Below are 24,747 nucleotides of genomic sequence, written 5' to 3'. Positions count from 1 at the left end.
TTAACGGGTCCGTGGGTCGAACACCTTGTACAGGGCGTCGCTGATCAGGTTCAGGGCGACGAAGATCAGCCCGATCACCAGCACACAGCCCATCACCGCGTTCATGTCACCGAGCATCAGGCTGCTGGTCAGGTACTGACCGAAACCGGGCCAGGCAAACACCGTTTCGATCAGTACCGCGCCTTCGAGCAGCGAGCCGTAGGCCAAAGCCACCACCGTCAGCAGTTGCACGAGGATGTTGCGAAACGCATGGCCCCAGACCACCTGGCGGCGCGACAGGCCCTTGACCCGGGCGGTGATGATGTATTCCTGGGACAGCTGTTCGAGCATGAAGCTGCGGGTCATGCGGCTGATGTAGGCGACCGAGTTGAGGCCCAGGATCAGCCCCGGCAGGACGATGTGCCGCAGCGCGCTGGTGAAGGCTTCCCAATCGCCGGCCAGGGCCGTGTCGATCAGCAACAGGCCGGTGATGTCCGGCACCATGCCGTCGTAGGCGAGGTCGATGCGCCCTGCCCCGCCGGCCCAGCCGAGCCAGGCGTAGAACACCAGCAGGCCCATCATGCCGACCCAGAAGATCGGCGTGGAGTAACCGAACAGGGTGATCACCCGTGCCACATGGTCGCCAAGGCGGCCCTGGTTACTGGCCGCGACCACGCCCAGTGGCAAGCCGATGACGATGCCGAAAAGGATTGCCAGGGTGGCCAACTCGATGGTCGCCGGGAACACCCGCTTGATGTCGTCCAGCACCGGGTGGCCGGTCAGCAGGGCGTTGCCGAAATCACCGTGGAGCAGGTCGTTGAGGTACAGCCCGAACTGCACCCAGATCGGCTGGTCCAGGCCCATCGCCCGGTACACCTGGTCGTAGGTGGAGCTGTCGGCGTCCGGCCCGACCACGGCCAGCACCGGGTCCAGCGGCATCACCCGACCAATGAAGAAGGTCAGCGCCAACAGACCGAGCAGGGTCACCAGGACCGTGCTGGCCCGTCGGGCAGTGCCAGACACGCGCGTGCCCAGCACAGAGGCAGTCGAAACTAACATAACAGGCTCCTGAAAATGCGTTCAGCCAACACCGAGGCGTTCGGGGCGCGCACGCCCCGCTCCCGCTCATCGCGACTTGTAGACGTCTTTGTAGCGGGTGGTGGCCGCACTGTGGGTCTGGTAATCCTGAACATCGTGGTAGACCACCACGGTGTCGGTCATCTGCGACACCGGCAGGATCGCCCCGACCTGCGCGTCCAGGGTCTTCTGGATCTGCTGGTACTGGGCCAGTTGCCTGGTCTTGTCAGGCTCGACTTCGGCCTGCTCGATCAGCGCGTTCAGCTCGGGGCTGTAGAACGACGTGCGCCAGCCCTGGAAGTTGCTCAGCTTGGCTTCGTCGCGGTTGTCCGGGTTGTACACCAGGGTCCGCAGGCTCGAATGCGGATGACGCTCGGCCCCGCCACCGCCGCGGCCGACCAGGATGTCGAAGCTGCGTTCGCGCATGGCGCCGTAGATCTGGTTGCCGGTGCCGGTGACGATGGTCGCCTGGATGCCGGCCTGGGCCAGGGTCGCCTGCAGGCTGGAGGCGATGTTGATGAATGGCGGCTCGGTGAGCACGCGGATGGTGGTTTTGAAGCCATTCGGGTAACCGGCTTCGGTCAGCAGTTTTTTCGCCTCGGCGACGTTCAGGGTGTAGCCCGGATCGTCCAGCCGTGCCGGCAGGCCGAGCGGCAATGGGCGCTGGTTGAGCTGGCCGTAGTGCGGCATGACGGTCTGGTTGATGCCTTGATAGTCGATCAGCGAACGCACCGCGCGGCGCACGCGGGCGTCATCGTAGGGCTTGTTCTTGACGCTCAGGGCAACGTAATACAGGGTCCCGCGCTGCACGGTCTGGGTGCGCACCTTGTCGGACTTCTCCAGGGCTTCGATGTCGGGTGCGGACATGCCCTTGGCCAGGTCCAGGTCACCGCGCTCGACCATCAGGCGCAGCGACTGCGACTCGGTCATGTTGCGCATGACGATGCGCTTGAGCTTGGCCGGGCCACCCCAGTAACCGTCGTAGCGGCTCATCAGGATCACATCGTTGGCGCGCCAGTCATTGAGGATGAACGGGCCGCTTCCGGCGGCGTGGGTAGTCAGCCAGGCGCCGCCCATGTCGTCGCCCTTCTGGTGTTGCTGAACCACTTTGCGGTCGAGGATAAAGGCACTGGGCGAGGTCGCCAGGGTGTTGAGCACCAACATCGGGTCGGTTGGCCGCGGCAGCTCGAGGACAAAGGTGTGCTCGTCGGCGGCGCGCAGGTACTGGGCGGCGTTGCCGGCGGTGAAGCCGTAAGCCTTCCATGTCGAGGCCAGGGCCAGATTGAGCTTGAGCACGCGCTGCAACGACCAGGCGACGTCTTCGGCGGTCAGCGGGTTGCCCGACTGGAAGGTCACGCCGGGGCGCAGCGTGAAGGTCAGGGTCTTGCGGTCGTCGCTGACCTGCCAGCTTTGCGCCAGGGCCGGTACCAGCTGGTCCGGCTGCTTGACGTCCTGCACCAGCAGCATGTCGTAGAGGTTGGCATTGACCTCGGAGACATCCAGGCCGGTGGCGGCGGCCGGGTCGAGCGACAGGAGGTTGATCATGCTCATGCCGACGATCAACTGGTCGGCGGGGGTCTTGGCGAAAGCGGCAGGAACCGACGTCATCGCCAGCGATGCGGCCAGGACCCCCGCCCAGAATTTGGGGAGAACGCTCATGTGAGATAGCCTTTTTATAGTTATTGGACTCTCGGGCGGCACGCACCGAGGCGTGCCGCCATGCACGAATCAGAAACTCTGCAGCGTGTTGGTCTCGACGTAGTCGAAGTCGATCTCCTCCCCCAGTCCAGGCAGGTCGGAGAGGTGCACGAAGCCGTCTTCATCCATCGGGTCGACCAGGCGCTTGAGGTAGGCCGGTACTTCGTCATAGTTGAGGAACGGGTGCAGCAGGCCGCGCTCGTACCAGGTGCAGTTCTTGATCGCGCCGACCACCGCCAGGTTGGCCGCGCCGTTGCCGTGGATCTCGCAATCCATGCCAAACGCTTCGGCCATGTGCGCGACCTTCAGGCACGGGGCGATACCGCCGACCCCGGCAACGCCGGCACGCAGGATGTCACAGACATCGTTCTTGACCCAACTGGCGCGGCTCAGGTGTTTGCCACCGAGGCTCTCCGGGCCCAGCACGGGGATGTCCAACTGGGCGGCCAGCCACGCGTAGGACTCGGCCGAGTCTTCCATCATCGGCTCTTCGAACCAGGCGAAATTCAGCTTCTCCAGGGCACGGCCGACGGTCAGCGCTTCGGTGCGGCTGTACCAGTGATAGCCGTCGATCATCAGCGCGATGTCGGGGCCGACCGCTTCACGTACGGCGGCACAGGCCTTGATGTCCATGCTCACGCTCGGGGCGAACGACACCGGCGGCATCCAGGTGTGCAGCTTGATCGCCTTGTAGCCACGTTTGACCAGGGTCTCGGCGAAGCGGCCGTACTCTTCAGGGGTCGACAGGCCGCCCGGCAGCTCGTCACCGCACATGGTCGAACCGTAAGCCGGGACCTTGTCGCGGTAGCCACCGATGAGCTTGTGCACCGGCACCTTGAGCTTGCGCCCGGCCCAGTCCCAGAGGGCCTGTTCGACCAGTGCCAGGGCGCGGTCGGTGAGCTGGCTTGCGCTGCCGCGCTGCCAGTGGGCGAGGTCGTGCCAGATCTTTTCACGGTCGAAGGCATTGGCGCCGACCAGCACCTTGCGCACGAAGCCATCCAGCACATACGGACGGATCAGCTCGGGAGCGCCGAAGGCGAAGCCTTCGTTGCCGCACTCAGTCTTGATGCGTAGCAAGGCCATCTTGGCCTGGGTCACATCGCCCGGATGGGCATGGCCGGCGCTGTCTACAGCGCGGCGCGTGGGGTAGGAAAACACCTGGACGTTTACAGCAGTAATGATCATGGACGTCTGAGCCTTCTTATTGGATTTGTGGCGGGTGGGTCACGCTCTGAGGGCAATCCTACGTCATCATACAACATTTGAAAAGCACCTCTTCAAACCGACGAAATAGTCGTGAATAGCCTGCTAAACCCCACCCTACGACCCCCATCACAAAGCATACACAAAGCCATAACCACCGATTTAGAGCCATCCAACCATGTGATCAGACAACATTTCAATAATTCGTAGACAGCCCCACAGTCGTACGATAACTTATTTTAAAAATCACGGAGCGCTCACCACCTCACCCACCTTGCTCACACGCCTCATCACGTCCTCAACAAAAACAAAAAAAGAGATCGCATGAACAACACACTTCGCCGCCTCATCGCCGCCAGTACGCTCGGCCTGTCGTTCTACGCCTGCGCAGACTCCGCCAGCATCAACTACCGGCACACGTTCACCGAAGACGACAGCATTCACTCCGACCGGATAAAGCTGAGTTACCGCAAGGACAGCGGCCTGGGGTTTGCCGCAGAAATCAAGTACAAGACTGCCGGCGACCGCGAAGACGTCGCCTACGACAACATGGTCAACAACGGCCATGAGTTCACCGTGGACTACAACTACAAGATGAGCCCCAAGTCGACCTGGACCCCCGCCTTCCAGATGGACAGCTCCAAGGACGCAACCACCTACAAGTTCGGCCTGAAGTACAACTACAAGCTCAGCGACACCTGGTACGTCGCCACGCGCGTACGCCACGACGCACGCAGCCTCGACCGCGACCAGATCGACCACAGCAAGGCGGACCGCGCCAAGGACAACCAGAACACCACCCGCCTTGAAGGCTGGCTCGGCTACACCCCCAGCGGCCCGTGGGCATTCGAATACCAGTACATCCACTTCACCACCGACTACATCCGCTACGACAACAAGAAGCGCGACTACGAGCAGAACCTGATCATCAAGTACAAGCTCAACAAACAGTGGGCGCCCTTCATGGAAGTGGGTGACATCAAGGTCAACAGCTACACGGACGATCGCCAGGCCCGTTGGCGCCTGGGTATCCAGTACAACTTCCTGTAAGGGCAACCGCCCGACCATGCCGGTGTCGTTGCACCACGGCACCCTCATGCAGTTTCAGCAAAAGGCATCCGACAATGACCACGACCAACCGCAAACCCTTCAACCGCCTGCTGCTCACCGGCGCCGCCGGCGGGCTCGGGCAAGTGCTTCGCGAAGCACTGCAAGCACACGCCAACATCGTGCGCGTCTCAGACATCAGCCCCATGGCAGCGGCTGCGGGCGAGCATGAGCAAGTCATCAACTGCGACCTGGCCGACAAGGCCGGCGTATTGGCCCTGGCCCAGGATGTGGACGCCATCGTGCACCTGGGCGGCATCTCCACCGAGCGTGCCTTCGAAGAGATTTTGCAAGCCAACATCGTCGGTACCTTCCACATCTATGAGGCCGCCCGAAAGCACGGCATCAAGCGCGTGGTGTTCGCCAGCTCGAACCATGTCACCGGCTTTTACCCTCAAGGCGAACAGGTAGATGCGCATTCGCCGCGCCGACCAGACTGCTACTACGGGCTGTCGAAGGCCTACGGCGAAGACCTGGCCACGTTCTACTTCCACCGCTACGGCATCGAAACCGTCAGCCTGCGCATCGGCTCTTCGTTCCCCGAACCACGCAATGTGCGCATGCTGTCCACCTGGCTGAGCTACGGCGACCTGGCGCATCTGGTAGAGCGCGCATTGCTTGCCGAAAACGTCGGCCATACCGTGGTGTACGGTGTCTCAGCCAACCGCGACCTCTGGTGGAGCAACCGCCACGCCGCACACCTGGACTTCAATCCGAAGGACAGTGCCGAGCGCTTCCGCACGGCCCTGGAGCAGCAGCCAAAGCCCGCTACAGATGACCCGACGGCCCACCTGCAAGGTGGCGCCTTCACCGCTGCCGGCCCTTTTGGCGACTAAACCCTGATGGAGTGCGCAATTCTTCCATGACAGCCGAACTGATTACCGATGCACGAAATGCCACAGGCGAAAGCCCGGTCTGGCACCCGCAGGAAAATGCCTTGTACTGGGTAGATATACCGGCAGGCCGCCTGCACCGCTGGCAACCAGATGGCCAGACCCGTCACTGGGCCGCAGACGAAATGCTCGGCTGCATCGTCCGTAGCCAGCAAGGCCACTGGCTTGGGGCCTTGGAGAGCGGGGTCTTCCACCTCACCCCCCAGGCTGACGGTCGCCTGATTGCCGACAAGCGCGCCAGCGTCGAACACGCGAGGCCCGGCATGCGTTTCAATGACGGGCGTTGCGACCGCCAGGGGCGCTTTTGGGCCGGTACGATGCAAACAAACATGGGCGCCGAGCCGGTGGGTGCGCTTTACCGATATGACCCGATGGCGGACGCAACGGTAAAGCCAATGCAAGCACGACTGGACAAGCTGATCGTGCCCAACGGCATGGCGTTCAGCCCGGACGGCAAAACATTGTATGTCTCCGACTCGCACCCCAGCGTTCAGCTGATCTGGGCCTTCGACTACGACATCGACAGCGGCACACCGCACAACCGCCGAATATTCGTCGACATGAACCAGCACCCCGGCCGACCGGACGGGGCTGCGGTAGATGCCGAGGGTTGCTACTGGATTTGCGCGATCGATGCCGGCCAGGTACTGCGCTTTACCCCCGAAGGGAAACTGGACCGCGCCCTGCCGCTACCGGTAAAGAAACCGACCATGTGCGCATTCGGCGGCCCGCAGCTGGATACGCTGTTCGTGACGTCGATTCGCCCACAAGGCATTGACCTGAGCGACCAGCCACTGGCCGGTGGCGTGTTCGCATTAAACCCCGGCGTAAAGGGCTTGCCGGAGCCGATTGCCCGGGGCTGAAGCCTGGGCCGGTATTGGCTGCCACCAGGGGTATGCTCAGTAAGCAGCCTTGCTGGGCATCCCCCTGCGACCTGCCCCAAGGCAAGTGACCGCAAAGGCAATCACCAACGCCCCGGTACCCAACAGGAAAATCAGCTGCTGGTTGGAGCCCTCCACCAGCATGGCGATCAGTGCCGGCGTCACCGCTGCAGCCCCCATCAACGTGATGCTGACCAGCGGCGTGAGCTTGCCGGTCGGGTCGTTGGTGGTGATCAGCGCCATGTAGTACGACAACGACAGCACCCAGCCAAAGTTGATCAGCAACAACGCGACGAACAGCTGCGTCGGCGTGCGTGTATGGCCGGTGAGCATGGCGATAGAAATGAATACCGCCACCAGCCCCACGGCGATCATCAATTGGCGATTGACCCGCGCACCCAACAGGCTAGGCAGCCCCGCACCCGGCAAACCACCCAGGGCCGACAGGCCGAACGCCCAGCCAATATCGACGCCGCTGATGCCCTGGTCTCGCGCCAACTGATCGATGAAGCCCCACACGCAATAAATGGCAATCTGCATGAACAGCATGCCCACCAACGCAGTGCGCCCTGTGCGCGCCGAACCACCCTGGGCAGGCGAGGCTTCGCCACTGGCCAGCAACGCCGCGGGGCGACGCGGCAGCACCAGGCTGGCGCCGCAGATCAGCAAGTACCACAGGCCAAACGCGCACAAGGCGGTTACCGTGCCACTCTGCGCGGCCAGCAACGGCAACGCTGCCGAAAACAGCGAGTACTCTGGCGTTTGCAGCAACAGCATCAACCCGAACGAGCGGTCCTGGTTGGGCAAGCGGCCCAGCGTGGACACCGCATACGCATACACCAGCCCCGCACAGGTGCCAGCCGCCAAGCGCACGATCAGCAGCAGGGTGTTGGTGGTGGCAAAGGCGGTCGCAATGCTCAACGCCACGCACAGTGCGCCCACTATCAGGCACAGGCTGCGCCCGCCATGGCGCTTCATCAGCACCGGGCAAAGCAAGGTGCCCAGGGTCATGCCGATCATCTCGACCGACACCACCCAGCCCTGCTGATCGAGTGACAGGCTCAGTTGCTCCGTGACCAACCCCATGAAGATGGGTTGTACGCCACAGACGATGAAGGAAGTACAGGCGATGAAAATCAGCGCGGCACGCAGCAGCTTGGAATCTTGCGTCATGGGGACCCCGACACGGCATTTGTTTTTATTGTGTGTGGCGACCTGCCCTGGAAGGCGCCGTAGCGGGCGGCTGGGCGGGTCTCGTAGGCAATCGTGGGCCGAGATCGAAGGCTTTGAAAGTTAATTATCGGCATCGACTTCAGTGGACTTTTTAATGCAGGCCGCCGCCCGTTGCCGGCATCCAGAAATGCACTGCACCCGATCCTGATAATTAATTGGAGACATACCCGCATCCCCCCTACCGTGGTACATCACCCAAGCCTCAGTAAAAAAGGCCCGATCATGAACGACCGTGAGTTCATCAACGCCATCGACGCCGATGGCCTGCCCCTGCACATTGCCGTAACCAACGGCCGCATCACCCACATCGGCCCGCAACGCGCCAGCACCCCAGCCCGTGAAACCATCGACCTCGAAGGCCTGCTGGTGCTGCCGGGCTTTGTCGACGGCCATATCCACCTGGACAAAAGTTTTGTCGGCGACCGCTGGCGACCGCACCAACCCGTGGCCAGCCTGCGCGAGCGCCTGGCCGTGGAAAAACGCGAACTGGCCAGTGCCCCACCCATCGTCGAGCGCGCCGATGCGCTGATGCGCCAGGCCGCCTCGTTCGGCACCCTGGCGATGCGCTGCCACGTGGACGTGGACGCCACCACCGGCCTGACCAACCTGCACGCCATGCTCGAAGCCCGGGACAAGTGGAAAGACCTGCTCGACATCGAGCTGGTGGCCTTCCCTCAGGCCGGTGTGGTGTCCTGCCCCGGTACGGCTGAAGTGATGGAAGCGGCCATCCGCGAAGGCGTGCAGGTGGTCGGCGGCATCGACCCCACCACACTGGATGGCGACGCCGACGCCCAGCTGGACATCGTGTTCGGTATCGCCGAGCGCCATGGCGTGAAGGTTGATATCCACCTGCACGAACCCGGCGACATCTGCATCGCTCAGCTCCAACGCATCGCCGCGCGCACCCAGGCACTGGGCATGCACGGCCTGGTGGCGGTCAGCCACGCCTATGGCCTGGGTGACGTATCCGACGCTGTCGTCGACCGCACCGCCGAAGTGCTGGCCGCCGCCGGCATCTCCATCATGACCAACGCCCCCGGCGAACATGCTTTCCCACCCGTACTGCGCCTGCGTAACGGCGGTGTGCGGGTATTTACCGGCAATGACAACATCCAGGACGCCTGGTGGCCCTACGGCAATGGCGACATGCTGCAGCGGGCGATGCTGGTCAGCTACCGCTCGGGCTTCAATACCGACGAGGAGCTGCGGGTTGCGCTGGAAATGGCGACCGAAGCCAGTGCCGGGGTGATGGGCAAGCAGGACTATGGTTTGAAGGTTGGTAACGAGGCCAGCTTCGTTCTGTTCAAGGCACCCAATGCTGCTGCGGCGGTGGCGGCGGCCATTCATGAACGGGTGATCGTGCGCCACGGCGCGTTCTGGGGCGGGCCTGCGCAGTTGCAGTTGAAAGCTGCGCAGTTTGCTACCGAACTGCGCCGTTAACCTCAGGCGAAGTTCAGATCTCAGCCCTGCTCGGCCCCTGTGGGAGCGGGTTCACCCGCGAACATCGGCAGCGCCGGTGCCATACACCGCGATGTCTTCTTCGCGGGTAAACCCGCTCCCACAGGGTACGCGGCACGGTTTCGAGCTTTGTACGCTGAGCGAAGGCGCAGCCAATGGGCTGCGCAGGCTCAATCTTCCTCAGCCCGCAAGATCCCGATCAGAATTTCAGCCAGCGCCATGACCATAGGGTCCGCCGTAGGCCGATGAAAAATCGCCGCCTCAAACACCTTGATGGGCTTGAACCCCTGCTCCACCCCGAGCACTCGATGCCCACCCGTCACCACCCGCGACGGCAACAGGCTAACCCCCAACCCGTTCGCCACCGCCTCCTGAATCCCCGCCAGGCTCGAACTGGTAAAAGCGATCCGCCAACTGCGCCCCATTGCCTCGACCGCACCGATCATGTCATCCCGGTACAACCCCCGCGGCGGAAAGGTCACCAGCGGAATAGGGTCTTGGGCAAAACACGGGTACTGCGCACTGTCGATCCACTCGATGCGCTCCGGCTGGCACGCATTGGCCTCCCGGCTATGGCGCCGCTGCTTGATCAGCACCAGGTCCAGTTCGCCACGGTCATACGTGCTCATCAAGTCCCGGCTAAGCCCACCGGTAATTTCCAGCTTCACCGTCGGGTTACGCCGGTTGAACGCCGCCAGCGCCTGCATCGTCTTGCCCGCGACAAAATCGTCCGGCAGGCCGATGCGCACGGTCACCGTCACCCCGCCCGACATGGCCTCGGTCAGCTGGCTGCTCACCGCCAGCAGGTGCCGCGCATACCCCAGCAGGGTTTCCCCCGCATCGGTCGGGTGCACCTCGCGGTTACTGCGGTCGAGCAGCTGCTGGCCGACCATTTCCTCCAGCCGGCGCACCTTCTGGCTGACCGTGGACTGGGTGGAGTGCAGGCGCGCGGCAGCGGTGGTGAAACTGCCGCAGTCGGCCACCATGACCACGGTGCGGAGCATGTCCAGGTCATAGATGGCACGGTTGGGTTTGATGGAGTCAGGCATCTGCGGGTTCAGCTTTTGTGGATGGGGCTGGGTACATGATGCCTGAAGCGGCAGTGCATGATGCAATGCCAGAGGGCAAGGCATACCTTGTATGCATGCACGAACCCTTTCGCGGATGCGGTCCTTTGCTCAAGCTGCAGCCGCCCCCTTCTCCTCGCCACTGACCTCGAACTGCCCCACCAGCTTCTGCAACTTGCCAGCATCCACCCGCACCTTCTGCGCGCTGCTCTGCAGCACCACCGCCGTCTGGCGCATCTCGCTGGAGGATTGGTTGACCTGGTCGATGGTCTTGCCGTATTCCACGCTACGCCGGTTGAGCTGCTGGATGATCGCGAACATGCCCTCCACGGCCTGGTGCAGCTGAACGTTCTCGGACGAGGCATCTTCGGCAAGGCGCAGGCTGTTGTCGACGTCCTGTACGCCCTGCTCCATGAAGCTGACGGCCTGGCGGGTTTCGCCCTGAAGGCTCTCGACCATGTGGCGAATGTCTTCGGCGGCGCGCGCGGTTCGCGCGGCCAGGCTGCGCACCTCGTCGGCCACCACCGCAAAGCCGCGGCCATGCTCGCCGGCACGCGCCGCCTCGATGGCAGCATTGAGCGCCAGCAGGTTGGTCTGGTTGGTGATGGCGCTGATCAACCCGGTGATGTTGTCGATCTCGACCATGCGGCTGTCGAGCCGCTGCACGCTGGAGGACGAGCACGCCACCACATCGCGAATCGACTGGGTGCCTGCCTGCACCGCCAGAAACTGCTCGCGGGCACGGCTGACCACCTCGTCCATCGCCTGCTTCATCTGCTCGGCGCTGACCGAGGCCTGCTGCAGTTCACCAAGCTGCTCCTCCATGATGATCATCATGTGGTGCACGGCGTCCGCCACATCGGCAGAGCTCACACTCGCCTCCTGGCTGCGCCCGAGCATCATCTGGTTGGTGCTGCCGACCGTGCGACTGGCCTTCACCACCTGCCCCACTACCGCGTCCAGGCGGTCGATGAAGCTGTTGATCCAGCGCGCCATGTCGCCGCTCTCATCGTTGCCCAGGGTGCTGGTGTCCAGGCGCTGACGCAGGTTGCCTTCACCCTCGGCGATGGTGCGCAGCACGCCGCTCATGCCATTCAACCTGGCTGCCAGGCGCTTGGGCCCAAACACGCCGAACACCAGCGTGGCGCCGAGCATGCTCACGGCCAGAATCACGTCATTCAGCCCTTGCGGCAGGCCGGCATGGTGCTGCACCAGGTAGTTGCAGCCGAACAACCCGGCCATGGTCGCCACATAGGGTTTCATCAACCCATAGCTCAGCGAGCGGCGTCGGTAGACCTCCTCCAGGTCCGCCTCGCACATCATGCCCCAGCGGTCGGGCGAACCCGGTAACTGGAACGTTACGCCCTTGCCGACCACCGGCACGTGGCGGTAGTCCGAGTAGCCCGGGTAAGTCACGAACAGGTTGGCACCACGCCTGATGGTTTCCCTTACCCCCGGGTGCAGTTCGCGCGTGGAGGGGTCGGTGAAGCGCAGTTCCAGCTCGGTATGGCGCTGGACCTGCACGGTGGTCCAGGGCGTGTGCACACCACTTTTAAGGTTTTCGCCGTGGGTAAAGGTGCCGTCCTCGAAGCGCGAGCGCGACAGCGCAGTGCCGGGCTGGATGGACGGATCGAAGCGCGACTGCGCCATGAACAGGTAGTTGTCACCCGACTCGGCGAAGATATGCCCGGCCTCGCGCTGGATCAGGTCGCCCAGCACATCGTTGGGCACCCGGCCGCACAGGCAGCCGAGCACTTTGCCACCGGCCTTCACCGGCTGGTAGAACATCAGCGTTACTTCATCGTGGAAGCGTGAAGACGACGGGCCAATGCGCAGGGTCAGCGGGTCGCTGTAGGGGCCATGCAGAAACGGCGCCTTCAGGCCTTGGGCCAGCGCTGCAGTGTACTCGATACGTGGCGTACCACGTTGTGGCCAAGTTGAGGTGATGATGCTGCCGGCAGCATCGACGACAAACAACTCGGAAAAGTCTTCGGCCTGTGCCAGCTTGTCCCGCAGCAGCGTGCTGTCGGGTTGAGCGAACCCTTGGGCGAGTTGTTCTGCAAGTTCCGCCAAGTGCTCCCAGTGCTCGCACGCCCAATCATGCAACAAACGCACGCGGGTTTGAGCAATGGCTTCGAAAGTTTGCTCGATCTGCGGGTAATTCGCCCGATTAAGGTGACATGCCCAGCCCATCCTGAGCTTTCCGGTTTTACCCAGCCAGGGCAGCCAGCCCTTTTCACTCGATGACAACTCCATGGACCCACTGGAAAGCGACATTATCTTCACCATACGCGACATCGGATGGCAATCTGATAGCAAGTCGCACGCCAACGGCGGGAGCGGTGATTAATGGGGAATTCAAGTCATTGAATGCACAGCACTTGTGCAAGAAAGGTTATGGGCAGGCCCTGAACGCACCAACGAGGCGCAAACCAGATGAAATCAGGCCCCTATCCGGAATGTGACAAATAGCCGCCAGAACTGCTCGCACATCGCACAACAGTTCGATAATCGCACAAATTCCGCTAAACCCCCTCTACTGTTGCCCTATCTTGCGGCACGCTATAGCGAAAGTCAGCAAACAATTTCAAGCGCTGACAGGCCTCATCGCTTAAACGCGCCGGCCAGCCCGACAACCATACTCCAGGAACAACCAGGAGCTCGCCTTGATCAATAAAACGTACGAGTCCATCGCCAGCGCGGTGGAAGGGATCACCGACGGTTCGACCATTATGGTCGGTGGCTTCGGCACAGCCGGCATGCCGTCCGAGCTGATCGATGGCCTGATCGCAACCGGTGCCCGCGACCTGACCATTATCAGCAACAACGCCGGCAACGGCGAGATCGGCCTGGCCGCCCTGCTCATGGCGGGCAGCGTGCGCAAGGTGGTGTGCTCGTTCCCGCGCCAGTCCGACTCCTACGTGTTCGACGAACTGTACCGCGCCGGCAAGATCGAGCTGGAAGTGGTGCCGCAAGGCAACCTGGCCGAGCGCATCCGCGCAGCGGGTTCGGGCATTGGTGCGTTCTTCTCGCCGACCGGCTACGGCACCCTGCTGGCCGAAGGCAAGGAAACCCGTGAAATCGACGGCCGCATGTACGTGCTGGAAATGCCGCTGCACGCCGACTTTGCGCTGATCAAGGCGCACAAGGGTGACCGTTGGGGCAACCTGACCTACCGCAAGGCCGCGCGCAACTTCGGCCCGATCATGGCCATGGCTGCCAAGACCGCCATCGCCCAGGTCGACCAGGTTGTCGAACTCGGTGAACTGGACCCGGAGCACATCATCACCCCGGGTATCTTCGTCCAGCGCGTGGTTGCCGTCACCGGCGCTGCCGCTTCTTCGATCGCCAAAGCTGTCTGAGGCCTGCCATGACCATCACCAAAAAGCTCTCCCGCACCGAGATGGCCCAGCGCGTGGCCGCAGACATCCAGGAAGGCGCGTACGTAAACCTGGGCATTGGCGCACCGACCCTGGTGGCCAACTACCTGGGCGACAAGGAAGTATTCCTGCACAGCGAGAACGGCCTTCTGGGCATGGGCCCAAGCCCTGCGCCGGGGGAGGAAGACGATGACCTGATCAACGCCGGGAAACAGCACGTCACCCTGCTGACCGGTGGTGCCTTCTTCCACCACGCCGACTCGTTCTCGATGATGCGTGGCGGCCACCTGGACATCGCCGTATTGGGCGCCTTCCAGGTCTCGGTCAAGGGCGACCTGGCCAACTGGCACACCGGTGCCGAAGGTTCGATCCCGGCCGTAGGCGGCGCGATGGACCTCGCCACCGGCGCTCGCCAAGTGTTCGTGATGATGGACCACCTGACCAAGACCGGCGAAAGCAAGCTGGTGCCCGAGTGCACCTACCCGCTGACCGGCATTGCTTGCGTCAGCCGCATCTACACCGACCTGGCCGTACTGGAAGTGACGCCTGAAGGGCTGAAAGTGGTCGAGATTTGTGCAGATATCGACTTTGACGAGTTGCAGAAGCTGAGTGGTGTGCCGCTGATCAAGTGATCTTCCGGCTTACACAGTCTGTTGCCTTACGCGGACCTTTGTAGGAGCGGCCTTGTGCCGCGAAAGGGCTGCAAAGCAGCCCCAGCACCAGTTGATGTAACGCCAAAATCCGGGGGCCGCTTTGCGGCCCTTTCGCGGCACAAGGCCGCTCCTACAGGTTGATGCACCAGCATCGAAAGCTGTGTAATACCTGTAGGAGCTGGCTTGCCTGCGATGGGCTGCACAGCAGCCCCCATGGCCCCGACCAACAGCCACTATCCCAAGCCTCACCCCATTTCAGCCCGAGACTATCGCTTTCTTGGCACGATTCAAGGTGCGACGGTCACGTCCGCCTGGCCGCTCTGAGCCAGAGCCGCATGAATGAAACCTTCAGCTTTTTTTCGCTCAACGAATGCCCTTACGTATGCCGCGCCCGCATCCCGTCCACGTGGCACCGCCATTGCCTGGCGGATTGAGGTGAAGGCGTCATCCAGCACGCGATAGCGCGGGTCGAGATCAGCTACCTTCTGCAAGGGTTGGCGCACGCCCGCAGCCGCATCGAGTTTTTGTTCAAGGAACAGATCAACCGCCCCTGCGGACGTGTCCGCGCGTTCAAGCTCGGCGTTCTTCAGGGTACGGGTCAGAAACAGATCGTAGGCAGCCCCCTTGCCCACTGCCAGCTTCAGCCCGGCTTGGTCCAGATCAGCCACCGACTGAAAGGGGGAATCGCGCTCAACGAGGTACGTGCCTTCAATAATGACGTAGGGTTCGCTGAACGAGATCTGCGCCTCACGCACCGGCTCGATAGCCAGAAACGCCAGGTTCCATACCCCCTCGTCCAACGCGGCAAAGACTTTGCCTGCGGCATCGAAAGTGCGCATTTCCAGCTTCACACCCAGTTCTTGCGCAAGGGCTTTGGCAAGTGCAACGGATACGCCTTGTGGCTCGCCATTCGGGCCACGCTGAGCGAGCACGGGGTTACCAAAGTTGATCGCAGCGTGCATGACGCCACCTGGGGCCAAGTCATCGAGTACCGCGGGGGTGATGGTTGTCATAGGGATCTCCTGAAAGGGGTTTACCAGATTGGCAAGGTATACGAAACGATCAAGCGATTCTCATCCGCGCCACGCGCAAGGTTCGCGCGGTAGGCCGCATTGCGCCAACGGATACCAACATTTTTCAATGCACCGGACTGGAATACGTATGCAATATCAGTATTGCGCTCCCACTCACGGCCTTCCCCGGCATGGGTAGCTGCATCAGCGTGATCGCCTTTGACATAGCGACTCATGAACGTCAGCCCAGGAATGCCGATGGCGGCAAAGTTGTAGTCGTAACGCAGCTGCCAGGAGCGTTCGCCAGGCTCGGCGAAATCGTTGATCTGGATATAGTTGGTGAGGTACGGATCCGTGCCATTGAGAAATGGCATCGAAGTGTCACCGTTCATTTTCTGTAGCCCGAGGCCAAATGCATGGCCGCCCAGGCTATAAGTGAACAACCCACTGAGCGCACCACTGTCGATGTTGCCAGCATTCGCGTTGCCAGCGTCGTCGCTCAGCATGTAGCGCAAATCGCTTTTGAGCTTACCGGGGCCAATGCTCCACGTGTGATTGATACCCAAAAAGTTTTGTCGGTACACGTCCTGCAGTTCGGCGTACTGGTAGCTAAGTGTCAGCCCTTTGTTAACCGCGTAATCAAATCCGCCCACCCAGTAATCATCACCTTCCACAGCACCGGTAAACCTGCGGTTCTTGTTGTTCAGGGTGATTTTCTGAGCGTCGGTCGAGTCACGATCAGTCACGCGATTGAAGCGTGCACCCGTCAGCGTGAAGCCCTCGATTTCGTTACTGGTCAGCAAGCCACCTTCGAAGGTCTGCGGCAGTATCCGCCCGGTATTGGCCTGCACGGTCGGTAGCTTAGGGATGAGTGTTCCGTACCTGAGCTCGCTTTCGGAAACCTTCACCTTGGCGGTCAGGCCGAGACGACTGAATTCATCGGCAGCGCGCCCATCGTCATGCACCGGCAGCAGGCCGGAACCGGATCGGTCAGGGCTTGAATCCAGCTTGATACCCAGCATTCCCAACGCATCAAGGCCAAAGCCCACAGTGCCTGGGGTGTAACCAGAGCGGAAATCGAAGAGGAATCCCTGGGCCCATTCTTCCCGCTTGGACTGGCCGGCACCCTCGCGAAAATCGCGATTGAAGTAGTAGTTTTGCAGTTGCAGGCTTGCCTTGCTGTCCTCGACAAAACCTTCTGCCCCGGCGGCACCGACGACCAGGCAAGGGGACAGACAGATCAGGGTGCGCAGGATGTTTTTGTTGTTGTGCATCTGGCGATTCCATTTTTTGGCATGACGCTGCCCGACCCGGAACGGGCCAGGAAGAAATTATTCGTGACGGGAATTGCTACGCGGTCTGGAACCGCCCTTACAAAGATTGGAATGCCCTGTAAGAGCGACTCTGTCAGCAGGTCAGTGGGCTGAAGCGGCCACTGGCTGATCGGGCTCTTTGTTGGTCACACGCATCAGTGCAGTCATCAGGAAGGCGATGAGCAACAGTGCGCTGAGGAACAGCAGGCCGGTAGCGGCGCTCTGGCTGTTGCCTTTAACCACGCCAATCATTGAGGGGCCAACGAAGCCACCCAGGTTGCCGATGGAGTTGATTACCGCGATGGATACCGCTGCGGTAGCACGATCAAGGAACAGCGTCGGCAGTGCCCAGAACGGGGATTTGAAGCTGTAGAGACCCGACAATGCCACACAGATCATCGCCATTGATGCCACAGGACTGGACAACATGCCCGCCCCCACCAGGCCCAAGGCCGCCACTGCAAGGGGGATCGCAGAATGCATCTTGCGCTCGTTTCGTCGGTCAGAGCTTCGCGACCAAATAACCATCGCAACCGTCGCAACGATATAGGGCAGCATTGCGATCAAACCGATTTGCGTGTGCGTGAGCTCGCTGGAGAAGCCTTTGATGATCTGCGGCATCCAGTAACCCACACCTAGGCTGCCGCACTGGTACACGAAATAGATGAAGGCCAGGTACAGCACCTTCTTGTTGACCATTGTCTTGAAAACACCCAATCGCTTGACGTTCTTGCGGCTCTGGCGATCACGCTCGAGCTCGGCGAGCAGCCAGTCTTTCTCCTGCTGGGTAAGCCATTTGGCCTGCTCCGGTTTGTCAGTCAGGAACAAGAAGCAGGCTATGCCAAGGAACACTGCCGGGACGCCTTCGAGGAACAGCATCCAGCGCCAGCCGCTCCAGTCGAGCCATTTGATGTTGTCCATGATCCAGGTCGAAAGCGGCGCGCCAATGATGTAGCTGACAGGGATTGCCGCGGTGAACAGCGCGACGGTAGTGGCCAGCTCCTTCGAGCGAAACCAGTAGGTCAGGTAGACGATCACGCCCGGAAAGAAGCCCGCCTCCGCCACGCCCAGGAAAAAGCGCAGCACGTAAAGCTGGTTGGCGGTCTGGGCGAAGGCGGTAGCGGCAGCAATCAGGCCCCAGGTCACCAGGATTCGGGCTATCCAGACCCGCGCACCGTATTTGTTGAGCATCACGTTGCTCGGCACTTCGAACAGGAAATAGCCGATGAAGAAGATCCCGGAAATGAAACCGAACGCCTCGCTGGTCAGGGCGAGTTCCTTGTTCATCTCCAGCGCGGCATAACCGATATTGGCGCGGTCCAGGTAGGAGACGATGTACAGCAAGAACATGAACGGGATGATCCGCAAGGTAACCTTGCGAACGACAGCCTGCTCATCGACAGTTTTGTTGTTGTTCATAAAGACCTCATCTGGGCGAACCGTAGCTCGCCCTTTAATTGTTATCGTTGCAGCAGGTATCAGGCGGAAAAGATCATGCAGACCGGGCTGCCGGTCGAAATCGAAAAATCTGTCTTGCTCAAACCACCGGTATGCGGATCGACAGCAAATGACACGATGCTGTCGCTGTCCTCATTGAGTGCAAACAGGAACCGCTGATTTGGCGTCAGGCTGAAGAAACGCGGCGTTTTCCCTTCGCTAGGCACGAAGTCGACAGGGCTCAACAGGCCGCTTCCTTGATCAATCTTGAACACAGCGATGCTGTCGTAGCCGCGATTGGAGGCATAGAGGAAACGCCCGCTGCGATCCACTTCGATCTCGGAAGCGCGGCTGTTGCCGGTATAGCTCGCCGGCAGCGACGGCAATACCTGGAACGGTTGCAGGGCACCACTGCGGGAGTCGAAACGGTAGCTGGTAACGGTTGAGTCCAGCTCGTTGATCACATAAGCGAAACCGGCTTTGGGGTGCATTGCGATATGACGCGGGCCAGAACCCTCGCGGGCAACAGCGAATGGCTGGTCGGCAGGGTGCAGCTTGCCGTTGTCAAAGCGGAAGCTGAACACTCGATCCAGGCCTTTATCCGGTACCAGAACGTAGTTCCCTGTTGCATCAAACGGGTTGAAATGCGGCTTGGCGAATGGCTGCTCAACCCGATGAGGGCCAGTGGGGCCTTCAAGCTTGAGCAATTGACTGATACCGCCCAAGGCGCCATTTTCTTCCACATTGAGCACTGCCAAGGTGCCGGTAATATGGTTGGAAACCACCAGGAACCGCTCGCTCGGATCCAGCGCCAAATGCACCGGATTCTTTCCTTCACAGCTTTGGCGGTTGAGGAATGCCAGCTTCCCACTTGCCTTGTCGACGCTGAAGGCACTGACCTCACTGCGGTCGCCATGAACAGTGTAGAGGCGATCACCGGCGCGATTGAGGGCAAGAAACGAGGGATTCACCAAATCGTCGACCAACTGCACCTGCTCCAGCGTGCCGGCGTCTTGATTCAACCGATAGACCGTGATGCCATCACCACGGGCATTGCGCTCCCGGGTTGTGCGCGATCCGACATAAGCGAACATTGGGGTATTACTCCCGCTTGCAGAATTGTTTGAAGACATGGCACTCGCGGCGCTGACCAACCCTGCAGGTAGCAATGAGCCCAGGATACCGAGCCCTGTGGCTGTACCTAAGTGCTTGATCAGCGTGCGACGGCATAACCCTGCGTGCGTGACGCTCGCGGGGTCAGGCGCAACAACGTTGGATTGTTCGCGATCCATGGACGAGTCCTTCTTATTGTTTTGGCCAAGTAGGGCCCCACATGGGGCCTTTAAACATCAAGCCCGAGTGCGGGCAACAACCTTGCGGATCACGAACGGGAGCACACCACCGTTGGCCAGGTAGCGCACTTCCTGCTGCGAATCCACACGCGCAATAACCTCAGCTTCATCACGACGGCCATCGGCGCGATGAACGATCAGCTTGATCAGGTTCTCGCCTACAGCCAGCTCATCAAGGCCCCGGAAATCGAACTGCTCGCTGCCATCCAAACGAAGGTCGTCAACGCTTTGGCCAGGTTTGAAGACCAGAGGCAGTACGCCCATGCCGATCAGATTGCTGCGGTGAATACGCTCGATGCTTTGCGCAACCACCGCCTTCACCCCAAGCAGGGCCTGTGCCTTCGCGGCCCAGTCACGGCTGGAGCCAGCGCCGTAGTTGATACCTGCAAAAACCACCATCGGTGTCTTTTGCAGGGCATAGCTTTTGGCGGCCTCGTACAGCGGTAAGCATTCGCTGTGGTCAGCATTCCACGCCCAGGCGCCAAGCCCTGGCTGCTGATCGCCAAGGAGACGGTTCTTCACTGATTTGTTGGTGAAGGCACCACGCAGCATCACTTCATGGTTACTGCGACGCGTGGAATACTGGTTGAGGTCCTGTGGATCCTCACCACGTTCGAGCAACCACTGGCCCGCCAAGCTATTGGCAGGGATCGCGCCTGCTGGCGAGATGTGGTCAGTGGTGACGTTGTCGCCAAGCACCATCAGCGCCCGAGCACCATTGATAGCCAGGGACGCTTTGGGGTGCGCCTGGATATCCGCCAGGTATTGCGGACGACGCAGGTAGGTAGACTCGGGCCTCCATGGAAACTGGACGCTGCCCTCGGCAGAAAGCGCCTGCCAATGGTGCGTACCCTCCCAGACAGTTGCCAGGCGATGCTGGAAGAACTCCGGCTTGACCACCTTGGCGACCTCATCGGCAATGTCAGCATCGCTTGGCATGAGATCCTGCAAGAATACCGGCTGGCCCTCAGCATCCGTGGCAAGCGGCTGCGAAGTCAGGTCGATATCGATGGTACCGGCGATGGCGTAGGCAACGCACAACGCCGGGGATGCCAGATAGCCTGCCGGTACTTTAGGGTTCACCCGGCCTTCGAAATTTCGGTTGCCGGACAACACGACCACGCCTTTGAGGCCCTGATCGGCAAAATGCTCAACGTGCTCTTCGAGCTTCCCCGAGTTGCCGATGCAGGTCATGCAACCGAAGCCCGCCAGATCGAAGCCCAATGCAGAAAAGTCTTCCAGCAGGTTGGCTTCAGCCAAGTAGTCTGCGACCACCTGCGAGCCAGGCGAGAGCGACGTCTTGACCCACGGCTTACGCTGAAGGCCAAGGCTCCGGGCCTTACGGGCGAGCAAACCCGCCTGGATCATCTGCGCCGGGTTTGCGGTGTTGGTACAGCTGGTAATAGCCGACATCACCACAGCGCCGTGAGTGATCGACTCACCAAAAGATGGCTCGAAGAAGCTCTGCTCTTGCGGGGCTGTGATCAGCGTGCCGCCGCCCAGCACTTCATCCTGGAACGACGCTGCGGCCTTGGAAAGTGGCTGACGTTGGTGCGGTTGGTGTGGGCCTGCAACACTCGGCTCGATGCTCGCCAGATCAAGCTCGATGAGCTCGTCGAATTCCGGCTCGGCCAATTCGTCACGGCGCCACAGCGGCTGGGCGCTCATGTAGGCGATGACTTGCTCGCGCAACTTGGCCGAACGACCGCTGAGCTCCAGGTAGGCCAACGTCTCATTGTCGAACGGGAAGAACACAACCGTCGCCCCGTACTCGGGCGCCATGTTGGAGACTGTGCCACGTGCTGCCCAGCTAAGCGTGGAGAGGCCTGGCCCAGTGAACTCCACGAACTTGCCCACGACCGAGCGCTTACGCAGAATCTCTGCCACATGCAGGGACAAATCGGTGGCTGTAACACCTGGACGCATGGCATTGGTCACGCGGATACCAATCACTTTCGGGAAGCTGATCGGTACCGGTTCACCCACCATGGCGGCCTGCCCTTCCAGCCCACCAACGCCCCAGCCCAGCACACCAATGGCATTGATCATCGGCGTGTGGCTGTCGGTGGCGACCATGTCGTCAGGGTGGAGCAGGCGCTCCCCGTTCGCTGCGCGACTTTCCCAAACGACCTGGGCCAACGCCTCCATGTTCATCTGGTGAATGATGCCGGTACCCGGTGGGATCACACCAAAGTTGTCCAGGCTTTTCTGAGCCCATTTGATGAAACGGTAGCGCTCGCTGTTGCGGCGGAAGTCGATGTCCAGGTTCTGCTCGACCGCGTTCGCCTCGGCGTAGCGCTCCACGATCACCGAGTGGTCGATAGTCAGTACAGCGGGGATCAGGGGGTTCATCGCCTGTGGATCGCCCCCCAGCTCGGCGACAACATCGCGCATGCCGGCGAAATCGGCCAAAGCAGGCAGGCAGGTGGTGTCATGGAACATCAGGCGGTTGGGCTGGAAAGGTACTTCGCAGTCCGGGCCCTGCCCGGTAGCTCTCGCCAACACTGACGGCAAGGCTTCTGGAGAGCAGCGTGCAACGTTCTCCAGCAGGATACGAATGGAATACGGCAGCTTTGCCAGCTGGCTGTGATCAAGCATCTTGCCCAGATCGACAATCGTGAACGAATCATCGTTGATTGTCAGGGGAGTAAAGAGGTCGCAGGCAGTCTCGGTCATGCTCATTTCGCTCGGCTTCTTATAGTGCTAGCAGGCATGCACGGAGCCATGCCTTAGGCGGTTGAGCCGATACTAAGAGCAGTCTGCGGGGATGAAAATTGGTCAATTACCACAACAGCGTTCTCCAAACGAGAACGCTGACGGACTGCTCTACTCTGGTAGCTTCAGGTGATCGATGAACGTTTTGAGCGTGGGGGATGCGGCTTCGTACTTTCTGACCACCAGTAACAGCGTGCGGCGTGCCCATGGCTCATCCAGGGTCACAGCCTTGAGCTTGTGGCTACGCAGATACTGATTGATGACGCTACGAGGCAGCACCGCGATACCCAACCCGGCAGACACCATTCTGCACATGCAGTCGAAGCTGCTGATTCGAATGCGCAACTTGAGGCTCATGCCGAGCTTGGCGGCTTCCGCTGTCAGCAAGGTGTGCATCGAGCTTTCAAGGTGAGGGCCAACGAATTCATGCTCCAGCACCTCTTTGAACTTGATGACCTTACGCGTGGCTAACTCATGACCACTGGGGACCACCAAGGTCAACTCATCATGCCTGTAGGTCAGGGCCTCAAGGCCCTCTGAGGCTGTTTGTGCTGCAATGATCCCCAGATCAGCTCGCCCATCAGCCACTGCTCGGATCACCGCAGAACCCACTCGTTCCTCGATATCAAACTTGATCTGTGGGTACAACTGGGCAAAGCCGTCAACGTCCTGTGGCAAGAATTGGGACAGCGCGGAAGTGATGGCGTGGATGCGGATATGCCCCTTGACCCCGCTGGCATACCCACTCAATTCCGTGTCGAGCTGAGCCATGGTTTGCTTGAGTTGCCTGGCGTAGAACAGCAAGGACTGCCCCGCTGGCGTCAGCTCGACGCCGCGTGCATTACGCAGCAACAGAGGGGAGCCGATCTGCGCCTCAAGCTCAGTGATCCTTTTGCTGATGGCCGAGACCGCGACATGCTTGATTCGCCCTGCCCGAGTGAGGTTGCGCTCTTGAGCAACGGTGATGAAAAGGTCAAGGCTAGTGAGGTCGTAGCGCACTATTCAGTTCCTGGTAGATAGCTTTTGAAGCCCCGCGAGTGCAGTGGTCCAAAACCCATGGGGCCTGCGCCTGGCTCGTGCCGTCCCGGCGAGCCTGCAATCTGCACATACCCAGCTTGACGATGATCGGCCCGAAGCACAACGACCGCATTCCTTGCCAGAACGCCCGGCAACACGCAGAAACCAGCAACGTCCACCACCAGCACTAGAAATCCACCTTCCCCCTGCCCGCCTTGACAGTGCTCCGCCTGGCTTTGCCTTCGAGGCGGCGGGTTTTCGAGCCAAGGGTCGGCTTGGTGGGGCGGCGTTTCTTCTCGGTCTTGCCGGCAGCGATGATCAACTCGCCAAGACGCGCCAGTGCGTCAGCACGGTTCTGCTCCTGGGTGCGGTATTGTTGGGCCTTGATGATCAACACACCGTCGCCGGTGATGCGACTGTCACGCAGCGCCAGCAGCCGCTCCTTGTAGAACTCGGGCAACGACGAGGCCGGGATGTCGAAGCGCAGGTGTACGGCGCTGGACACCTTGTTGACATTCTGCCCGCCCGCGCCTTGCGCGCGGATGTAGGTGAGTTCGATTTCGCCATCCGGCAGATGCACGTTATTGGAGATGATCAGCATGGTATGGCCCTTGTCATTGCCACCATTATCACAGCCTTGGCCGCGCTCCCATAGAACAACGCACGATTCCTTGCTATCTCCACCCAAGATGATGTCTATCTGTGTCGAAAAATCAGAATTTTTCGCTTTCTTGTAGGGCATTTCCCAAAGATACTGTTGCCGCCTATTTTCCGTTGCGGGTGCCCTATTGGGGCTCTAGTCTGGGCCGGTCGCTGCTCATCAGCGACACGGCTTTGACGGGCCGTAACGGTTTAAGCATTACGGCTTTCCTTCTATGGTGGCTGTGCGTGGGGCACGCTTGCGTGCGCCGGAACTTGCTTATTCCGCCGGTCTGTCAACCCACGTACAGCTACCACCCTTCTGTTTGACAGCAGTCAGGTAGTGGCATCCATAGAGGTAATAAGCAAATGTTAAAGATGGTCCCCGATCCACCCCACACGCTCCACTCCCTGGAAGATACCCTCATCCAAGCCGCGGAATATGCCGCCTGCGCGCTAGCCATTTCGCAACAAGCGATGCTGATGCAGCCCAAGTCACCTGCAGCGGTGCTGATGATGGCGACGACCCATGAACTTGAGTCCCTGCGCTCGTTACTTGAGTCCGCATTGATTCAGGCACAGACGCCGAACGAGCCGCGAATGCAGCACTGAGCCGATCAGGGAGATGGACC

Annotated in this window: 20 protein-coding genes; 7 read left to right on the top strand and 13 right to left on the bottom strand. The window is 60.8% G+C overall.

Annotated features, from left to right (window positions below; all coding sequences use genetic code 11):
* The 3 genes from SB765_RS11725 to SB765_RS11715 form a co-directional block, all read right to left on the bottom strand.
* Entirely contained in the window at positions 1 to 1,038 is a 1,038-nt protein-coding gene (locus SB765_RS11725; protein ID WP_023047279.1) for an ABC transporter permease, read from the bottom strand.
* A 66-nt stretch (positions 1,039 to 1,104) separates the two neighbouring features.
* Positions 1,105 to 2,715: an ABC transporter substrate-binding protein gene (locus tag SB765_RS11720; protein ID WP_019472022.1), complete on the bottom strand. Its 1,611-nt coding sequence runs from the start codon at positions 2,713 to 2,715 to the stop codon at positions 1,105 to 1,107.
* A gap of 69 nt (positions 2,716 to 2,784) precedes the next feature.
* Positions 2,785 to 3,939, bottom strand: coding sequence for a mandelate racemase family protein (locus SB765_RS11715; protein WP_016487993.1), 1,155 nt, complete (start codon positions 3,937 to 3,939; stop codon positions 2,785 to 2,787).
* Positions 3,940 to 4,281: 342 nt separating this feature from the next.
* On the opposite strand from SB765_RS11715, the gene SB765_RS11710 reads away from it, so the two are divergent.
* The 3 genes from SB765_RS11710 (at position 4,282) to SB765_RS11700 (ending at position 6,820) form a co-directional block, all read left to right on the top strand.
* Positions 4,282 to 5,007, top strand: a complete 726-nt coding sequence (locus SB765_RS11710) for an oligogalacturonate-specific porin KdgM family protein (RefSeq protein WP_063422691.1) — start codon at positions 4,282 to 4,284, stop codon at positions 5,005 to 5,007.
* 74 nt (positions 5,008 to 5,081) lie between these two features.
* Positions 5,082 to 5,900, top strand: a complete 819-nt coding sequence (locus SB765_RS11705) for an NAD-dependent epimerase/dehydratase family protein (RefSeq protein WP_341796225.1) — start codon at positions 5,082 to 5,084, stop codon at positions 5,898 to 5,900.
* Positions 5,901 to 5,926: 26 nt separating this feature from the next.
* Entirely contained in the window at positions 5,927 to 6,820 is an 894-nt protein-coding gene (locus tag SB765_RS11700; RefSeq protein ID WP_410931362.1) for an SMP-30/gluconolactonase/LRE family protein, read from the top strand.
* 36 nt (positions 6,821 to 6,856) lie between these two features.
* Here SB765_RS11700 and SB765_RS11695 read toward each other — a convergent pair whose 3' ends face one another.
* On the bottom strand, positions 6,857 to 8,011 hold the full coding sequence (locus SB765_RS11695; RefSeq protein ID WP_341796227.1) for an MFS transporter: 1,155 nt from the start codon (positions 8,009 to 8,011) through the stop codon (positions 6,857 to 6,859).
* 282 nt (positions 8,012 to 8,293) lie between these two features.
* Here SB765_RS11695 and SB765_RS11690 point away from each other — a divergent pair, with 282 nt between their 5' ends.
* Positions 8,294 to 9,511 carry an amidohydrolase family protein gene (locus SB765_RS11690; RefSeq protein WP_410931361.1) on the top strand — a complete coding sequence of 406 codons (1,218 nt, stop codon included), beginning with the start codon at positions 8,294 to 8,296 and terminating at the stop codon, positions 9,509 to 9,511.
* 188 nt (positions 9,512 to 9,699) lie between these two features.
* Here SB765_RS11690 and SB765_RS11685 read toward each other — a convergent pair whose 3' ends face one another.
* Both SB765_RS11685 and SB765_RS11680 read right to left on the bottom strand, forming a co-directional pair.
* Positions 9,700 to 10,578: a LysR family transcriptional regulator gene (locus tag SB765_RS11685; RefSeq protein WP_341796229.1), complete on the bottom strand. Its 879-nt coding sequence runs from the start codon at positions 10,576 to 10,578 to the stop codon at positions 9,700 to 9,702.
* A 129-nt stretch (positions 10,579 to 10,707) separates the two neighbouring features.
* A complete protein-coding gene (locus SB765_RS11680; protein ID WP_410931420.1) occupies positions 10,708 to 11,358 on the bottom strand; it encodes a methyl-accepting chemotaxis protein in 651 nt (216 codons plus the stop codon).
* Positions 11,359 to 13,262: 1,904 nt separating this feature from the next.
* On the opposite strand from SB765_RS11680, the gene SB765_RS11675 reads away from it, so the two are divergent.
* Together SB765_RS11675 and SB765_RS11670 are read left to right on the top strand one after the other, a co-directional pair.
* Entirely contained in the window at positions 13,263 to 13,958 is a 696-nt protein-coding gene (locus SB765_RS11675; protein WP_010954768.1) for a 3-oxoacid CoA-transferase subunit A, read from the top strand.
* 8 nt (positions 13,959 to 13,966) lie between these two features.
* Positions 13,967 to 14,608, top strand: coding sequence for a 3-oxoacid CoA-transferase subunit B (locus tag SB765_RS11670; protein WP_003251131.1), 642 nt, complete (start codon positions 13,967 to 13,969; stop codon positions 14,606 to 14,608).
* Between the two features lie 308 nt (positions 14,609 to 14,916).
* Here SB765_RS11670 and SB765_RS11665 read toward each other — a convergent pair whose 3' ends face one another.
* From SB765_RS11665 to arfB, 7 genes are all read right to left on the bottom strand, one after another.
* Positions 14,917 to 15,642, bottom strand: a complete 726-nt coding sequence (locus SB765_RS11665) for a transporter substrate-binding domain-containing protein (protein WP_410931360.1) — start codon at positions 15,640 to 15,642, stop codon at positions 14,917 to 14,919.
* Between the two features lie 20 nt (positions 15,643 to 15,662).
* The gene (locus tag SB765_RS11660; protein WP_410931359.1) at positions 15,663 to 16,916 is read right to left on the bottom strand and encodes an OprD family porin; all 1,254 of its coding nucleotides are present in this window, start codon (positions 16,914 to 16,916) and stop codon (positions 15,663 to 15,665) included.
* 141 nt (positions 16,917 to 17,057) lie between these two features.
* The gene (locus SB765_RS11655; protein ID WP_019472011.1) at positions 17,058 to 18,374 is read right to left on the bottom strand and encodes an MFS transporter; all 1,317 of its coding nucleotides are present in this window, start codon (positions 18,372 to 18,374) and stop codon (positions 17,058 to 17,060) included.
* A gap of 59 nt (positions 18,375 to 18,433) precedes the next feature.
* Positions 18,434 to 19,486 (bottom strand): lactonase family protein, encoded by a 1,053-nt coding sequence (locus SB765_RS11650; protein ID WP_410931419.1) that lies wholly within the window; start codon positions 19,484 to 19,486, stop codon positions 18,434 to 18,436.
* Positions 19,487 to 19,741: 255 nt separating this feature from the next.
* Positions 19,742 to 22,420, bottom strand: a complete 2,679-nt coding sequence (acnA, locus tag SB765_RS11645) for an aconitate hydratase AcnA (RefSeq protein ID WP_410931358.1) — start codon at positions 22,418 to 22,420, stop codon at positions 19,742 to 19,744.
* 150 nt (positions 22,421 to 22,570) lie between these two features.
* Positions 22,571 to 23,458, bottom strand: a complete 888-nt coding sequence (locus SB765_RS11640; RefSeq protein WP_410931357.1) for a LysR substrate-binding domain-containing protein — start codon at positions 23,456 to 23,458, stop codon at positions 22,571 to 22,573.
* Positions 23,459 to 23,663: 205 nt separating this feature from the next.
* Positions 23,664 to 24,077: an alternative ribosome rescue aminoacyl-tRNA hydrolase ArfB gene (gene arfB / locus SB765_RS11635; protein ID WP_410931418.1), complete on the bottom strand. Its 414-nt coding sequence runs from the start codon at positions 24,075 to 24,077 to the stop codon at positions 23,664 to 23,666.
* 407 nt (positions 24,078 to 24,484) lie between these two features.
* On the opposite strand from arfB, the gene SB765_RS11630 reads away from it, so the two are divergent.
* Positions 24,485 to 24,727 carry a hypothetical protein gene (locus SB765_RS11630; RefSeq protein ID WP_410931356.1) on the top strand — a complete coding sequence of 81 codons (243 nt, stop codon included), beginning with the start codon at positions 24,485 to 24,487 and terminating at the stop codon, positions 24,725 to 24,727.
* Positions 24,728 to 24,747: the final 20 nt, after the last annotated feature.

The organism is Pseudomonas sp. SIMBA_067, from assembly GCF_046534675.1.
GTDB lineage: Bacteria > Pseudomonadota > Gammaproteobacteria > Pseudomonadales > Pseudomonadaceae > Aquipseudomonas > Aquipseudomonas putida.
This window is presented reverse-complemented; position numbering and strand designations above follow the sequence as displayed.

Bases quoted from the DNA above. Each gene is read 5' to 3' on its own strand.
- SB765_RS11725 (WP_023047279.1), bottom strand. From the start codon at position 1,038: ATGTTAGTTTCGACTGCCTCTGTGCTGGGCACGCGCGTGTCTGGCACT.
- SB765_RS11720 (WP_019472022.1), bottom strand. From the start codon at position 2,715: ATGAGCGTTCTCCCCAAATTCTGGGCGGGGGTCCTGGCCGCATCGCTG.
- SB765_RS11715 (WP_016487993.1), bottom strand. From the start codon at position 3,939: ATGATCATTACTGCTGTAAACGTCCAGGTGTTTTCCTACCCCACGCGC.
- SB765_RS11710 (WP_063422691.1), top strand. From the start codon at position 4,282: ATGAACAACACACTTCGCCGCCTCATCGCCGCCAGTACGCTCGGCCTG.
- SB765_RS11705 (WP_341796225.1), top strand. From the start codon at position 5,082: ATGACCACGACCAACCGCAAACCCTTCAACCGCCTGCTGCTCACCGGC.
- SB765_RS11700 (WP_410931362.1), top strand. From the start codon at position 5,927: ATGACAGCCGAACTGATTACCGATGCACGAAATGCCACAGGCGAAAGC.
- SB765_RS11695 (WP_341796227.1), bottom strand. From the start codon at position 8,011: ATGACGCAAGATTCCAAGCTGCTGCGTGCCGCGCTGATTTTCATCGCC.
- SB765_RS11690 (WP_410931361.1), top strand. From the start codon at position 8,294: ATGAACGACCGTGAGTTCATCAACGCCATCGACGCCGATGGCCTGCCC.
- SB765_RS11685 (WP_341796229.1), bottom strand. From the start codon at position 10,578: ATGCCTGACTCCATCAAACCCAACCGTGCCATCTATGACCTGGACATG.
- SB765_RS11680 (WP_410931420.1), bottom strand. From the start codon at position 11,358: ATGGACGAGGTGGTCAGCCGTGCCCGCGAGCAGTTTCTGGCGGTGCAG.
- SB765_RS11670 (WP_003251131.1), top strand. From the start codon at position 13,967: ATGACCATCACCAAAAAGCTCTCCCGCACCGAGATGGCCCAGCGCGTG.
- SB765_RS11665 (WP_410931360.1), bottom strand. From the start codon at position 15,642: ATGACAACCATCACCCCCGCGGTACTCGATGACTTGGCCCCAGGTGGC.
- SB765_RS11660 (WP_410931359.1), bottom strand. From the start codon at position 16,916: ATGCACAACAACAAAAACATCCTGCGCACCCTGATCTGTCTGTCCCCT.
- SB765_RS11655 (WP_019472011.1), bottom strand. From the start codon at position 18,374: ATGAACAACAACAAAACTGTCGATGAGCAGGCTGTCGTTCGCAAGGTT.
- SB765_RS11650 (WP_410931419.1), bottom strand. From the start codon at position 19,486: ATGTTCGCTTATGTCGGATCGCGCACAACCCGGGAGCGCAATGCCCGT.
- acnA (WP_410931358.1), bottom strand. From the start codon at position 22,420: ATGACCGAGACTGCCTGCGACCTCTTTACTCCCCTGACAATCAACGAT.
- arfB (WP_410931418.1), bottom strand. From the start codon at position 24,077: ATGCTGATCATCTCCAATAACGTGCATCTGCCGGATGGCGAAATCGAA.
- SB765_RS11630 (WP_410931356.1), top strand. From the start codon at position 24,485: ATGTTAAAGATGGTCCCCGATCCACCCCACACGCTCCACTCCCTGGAA.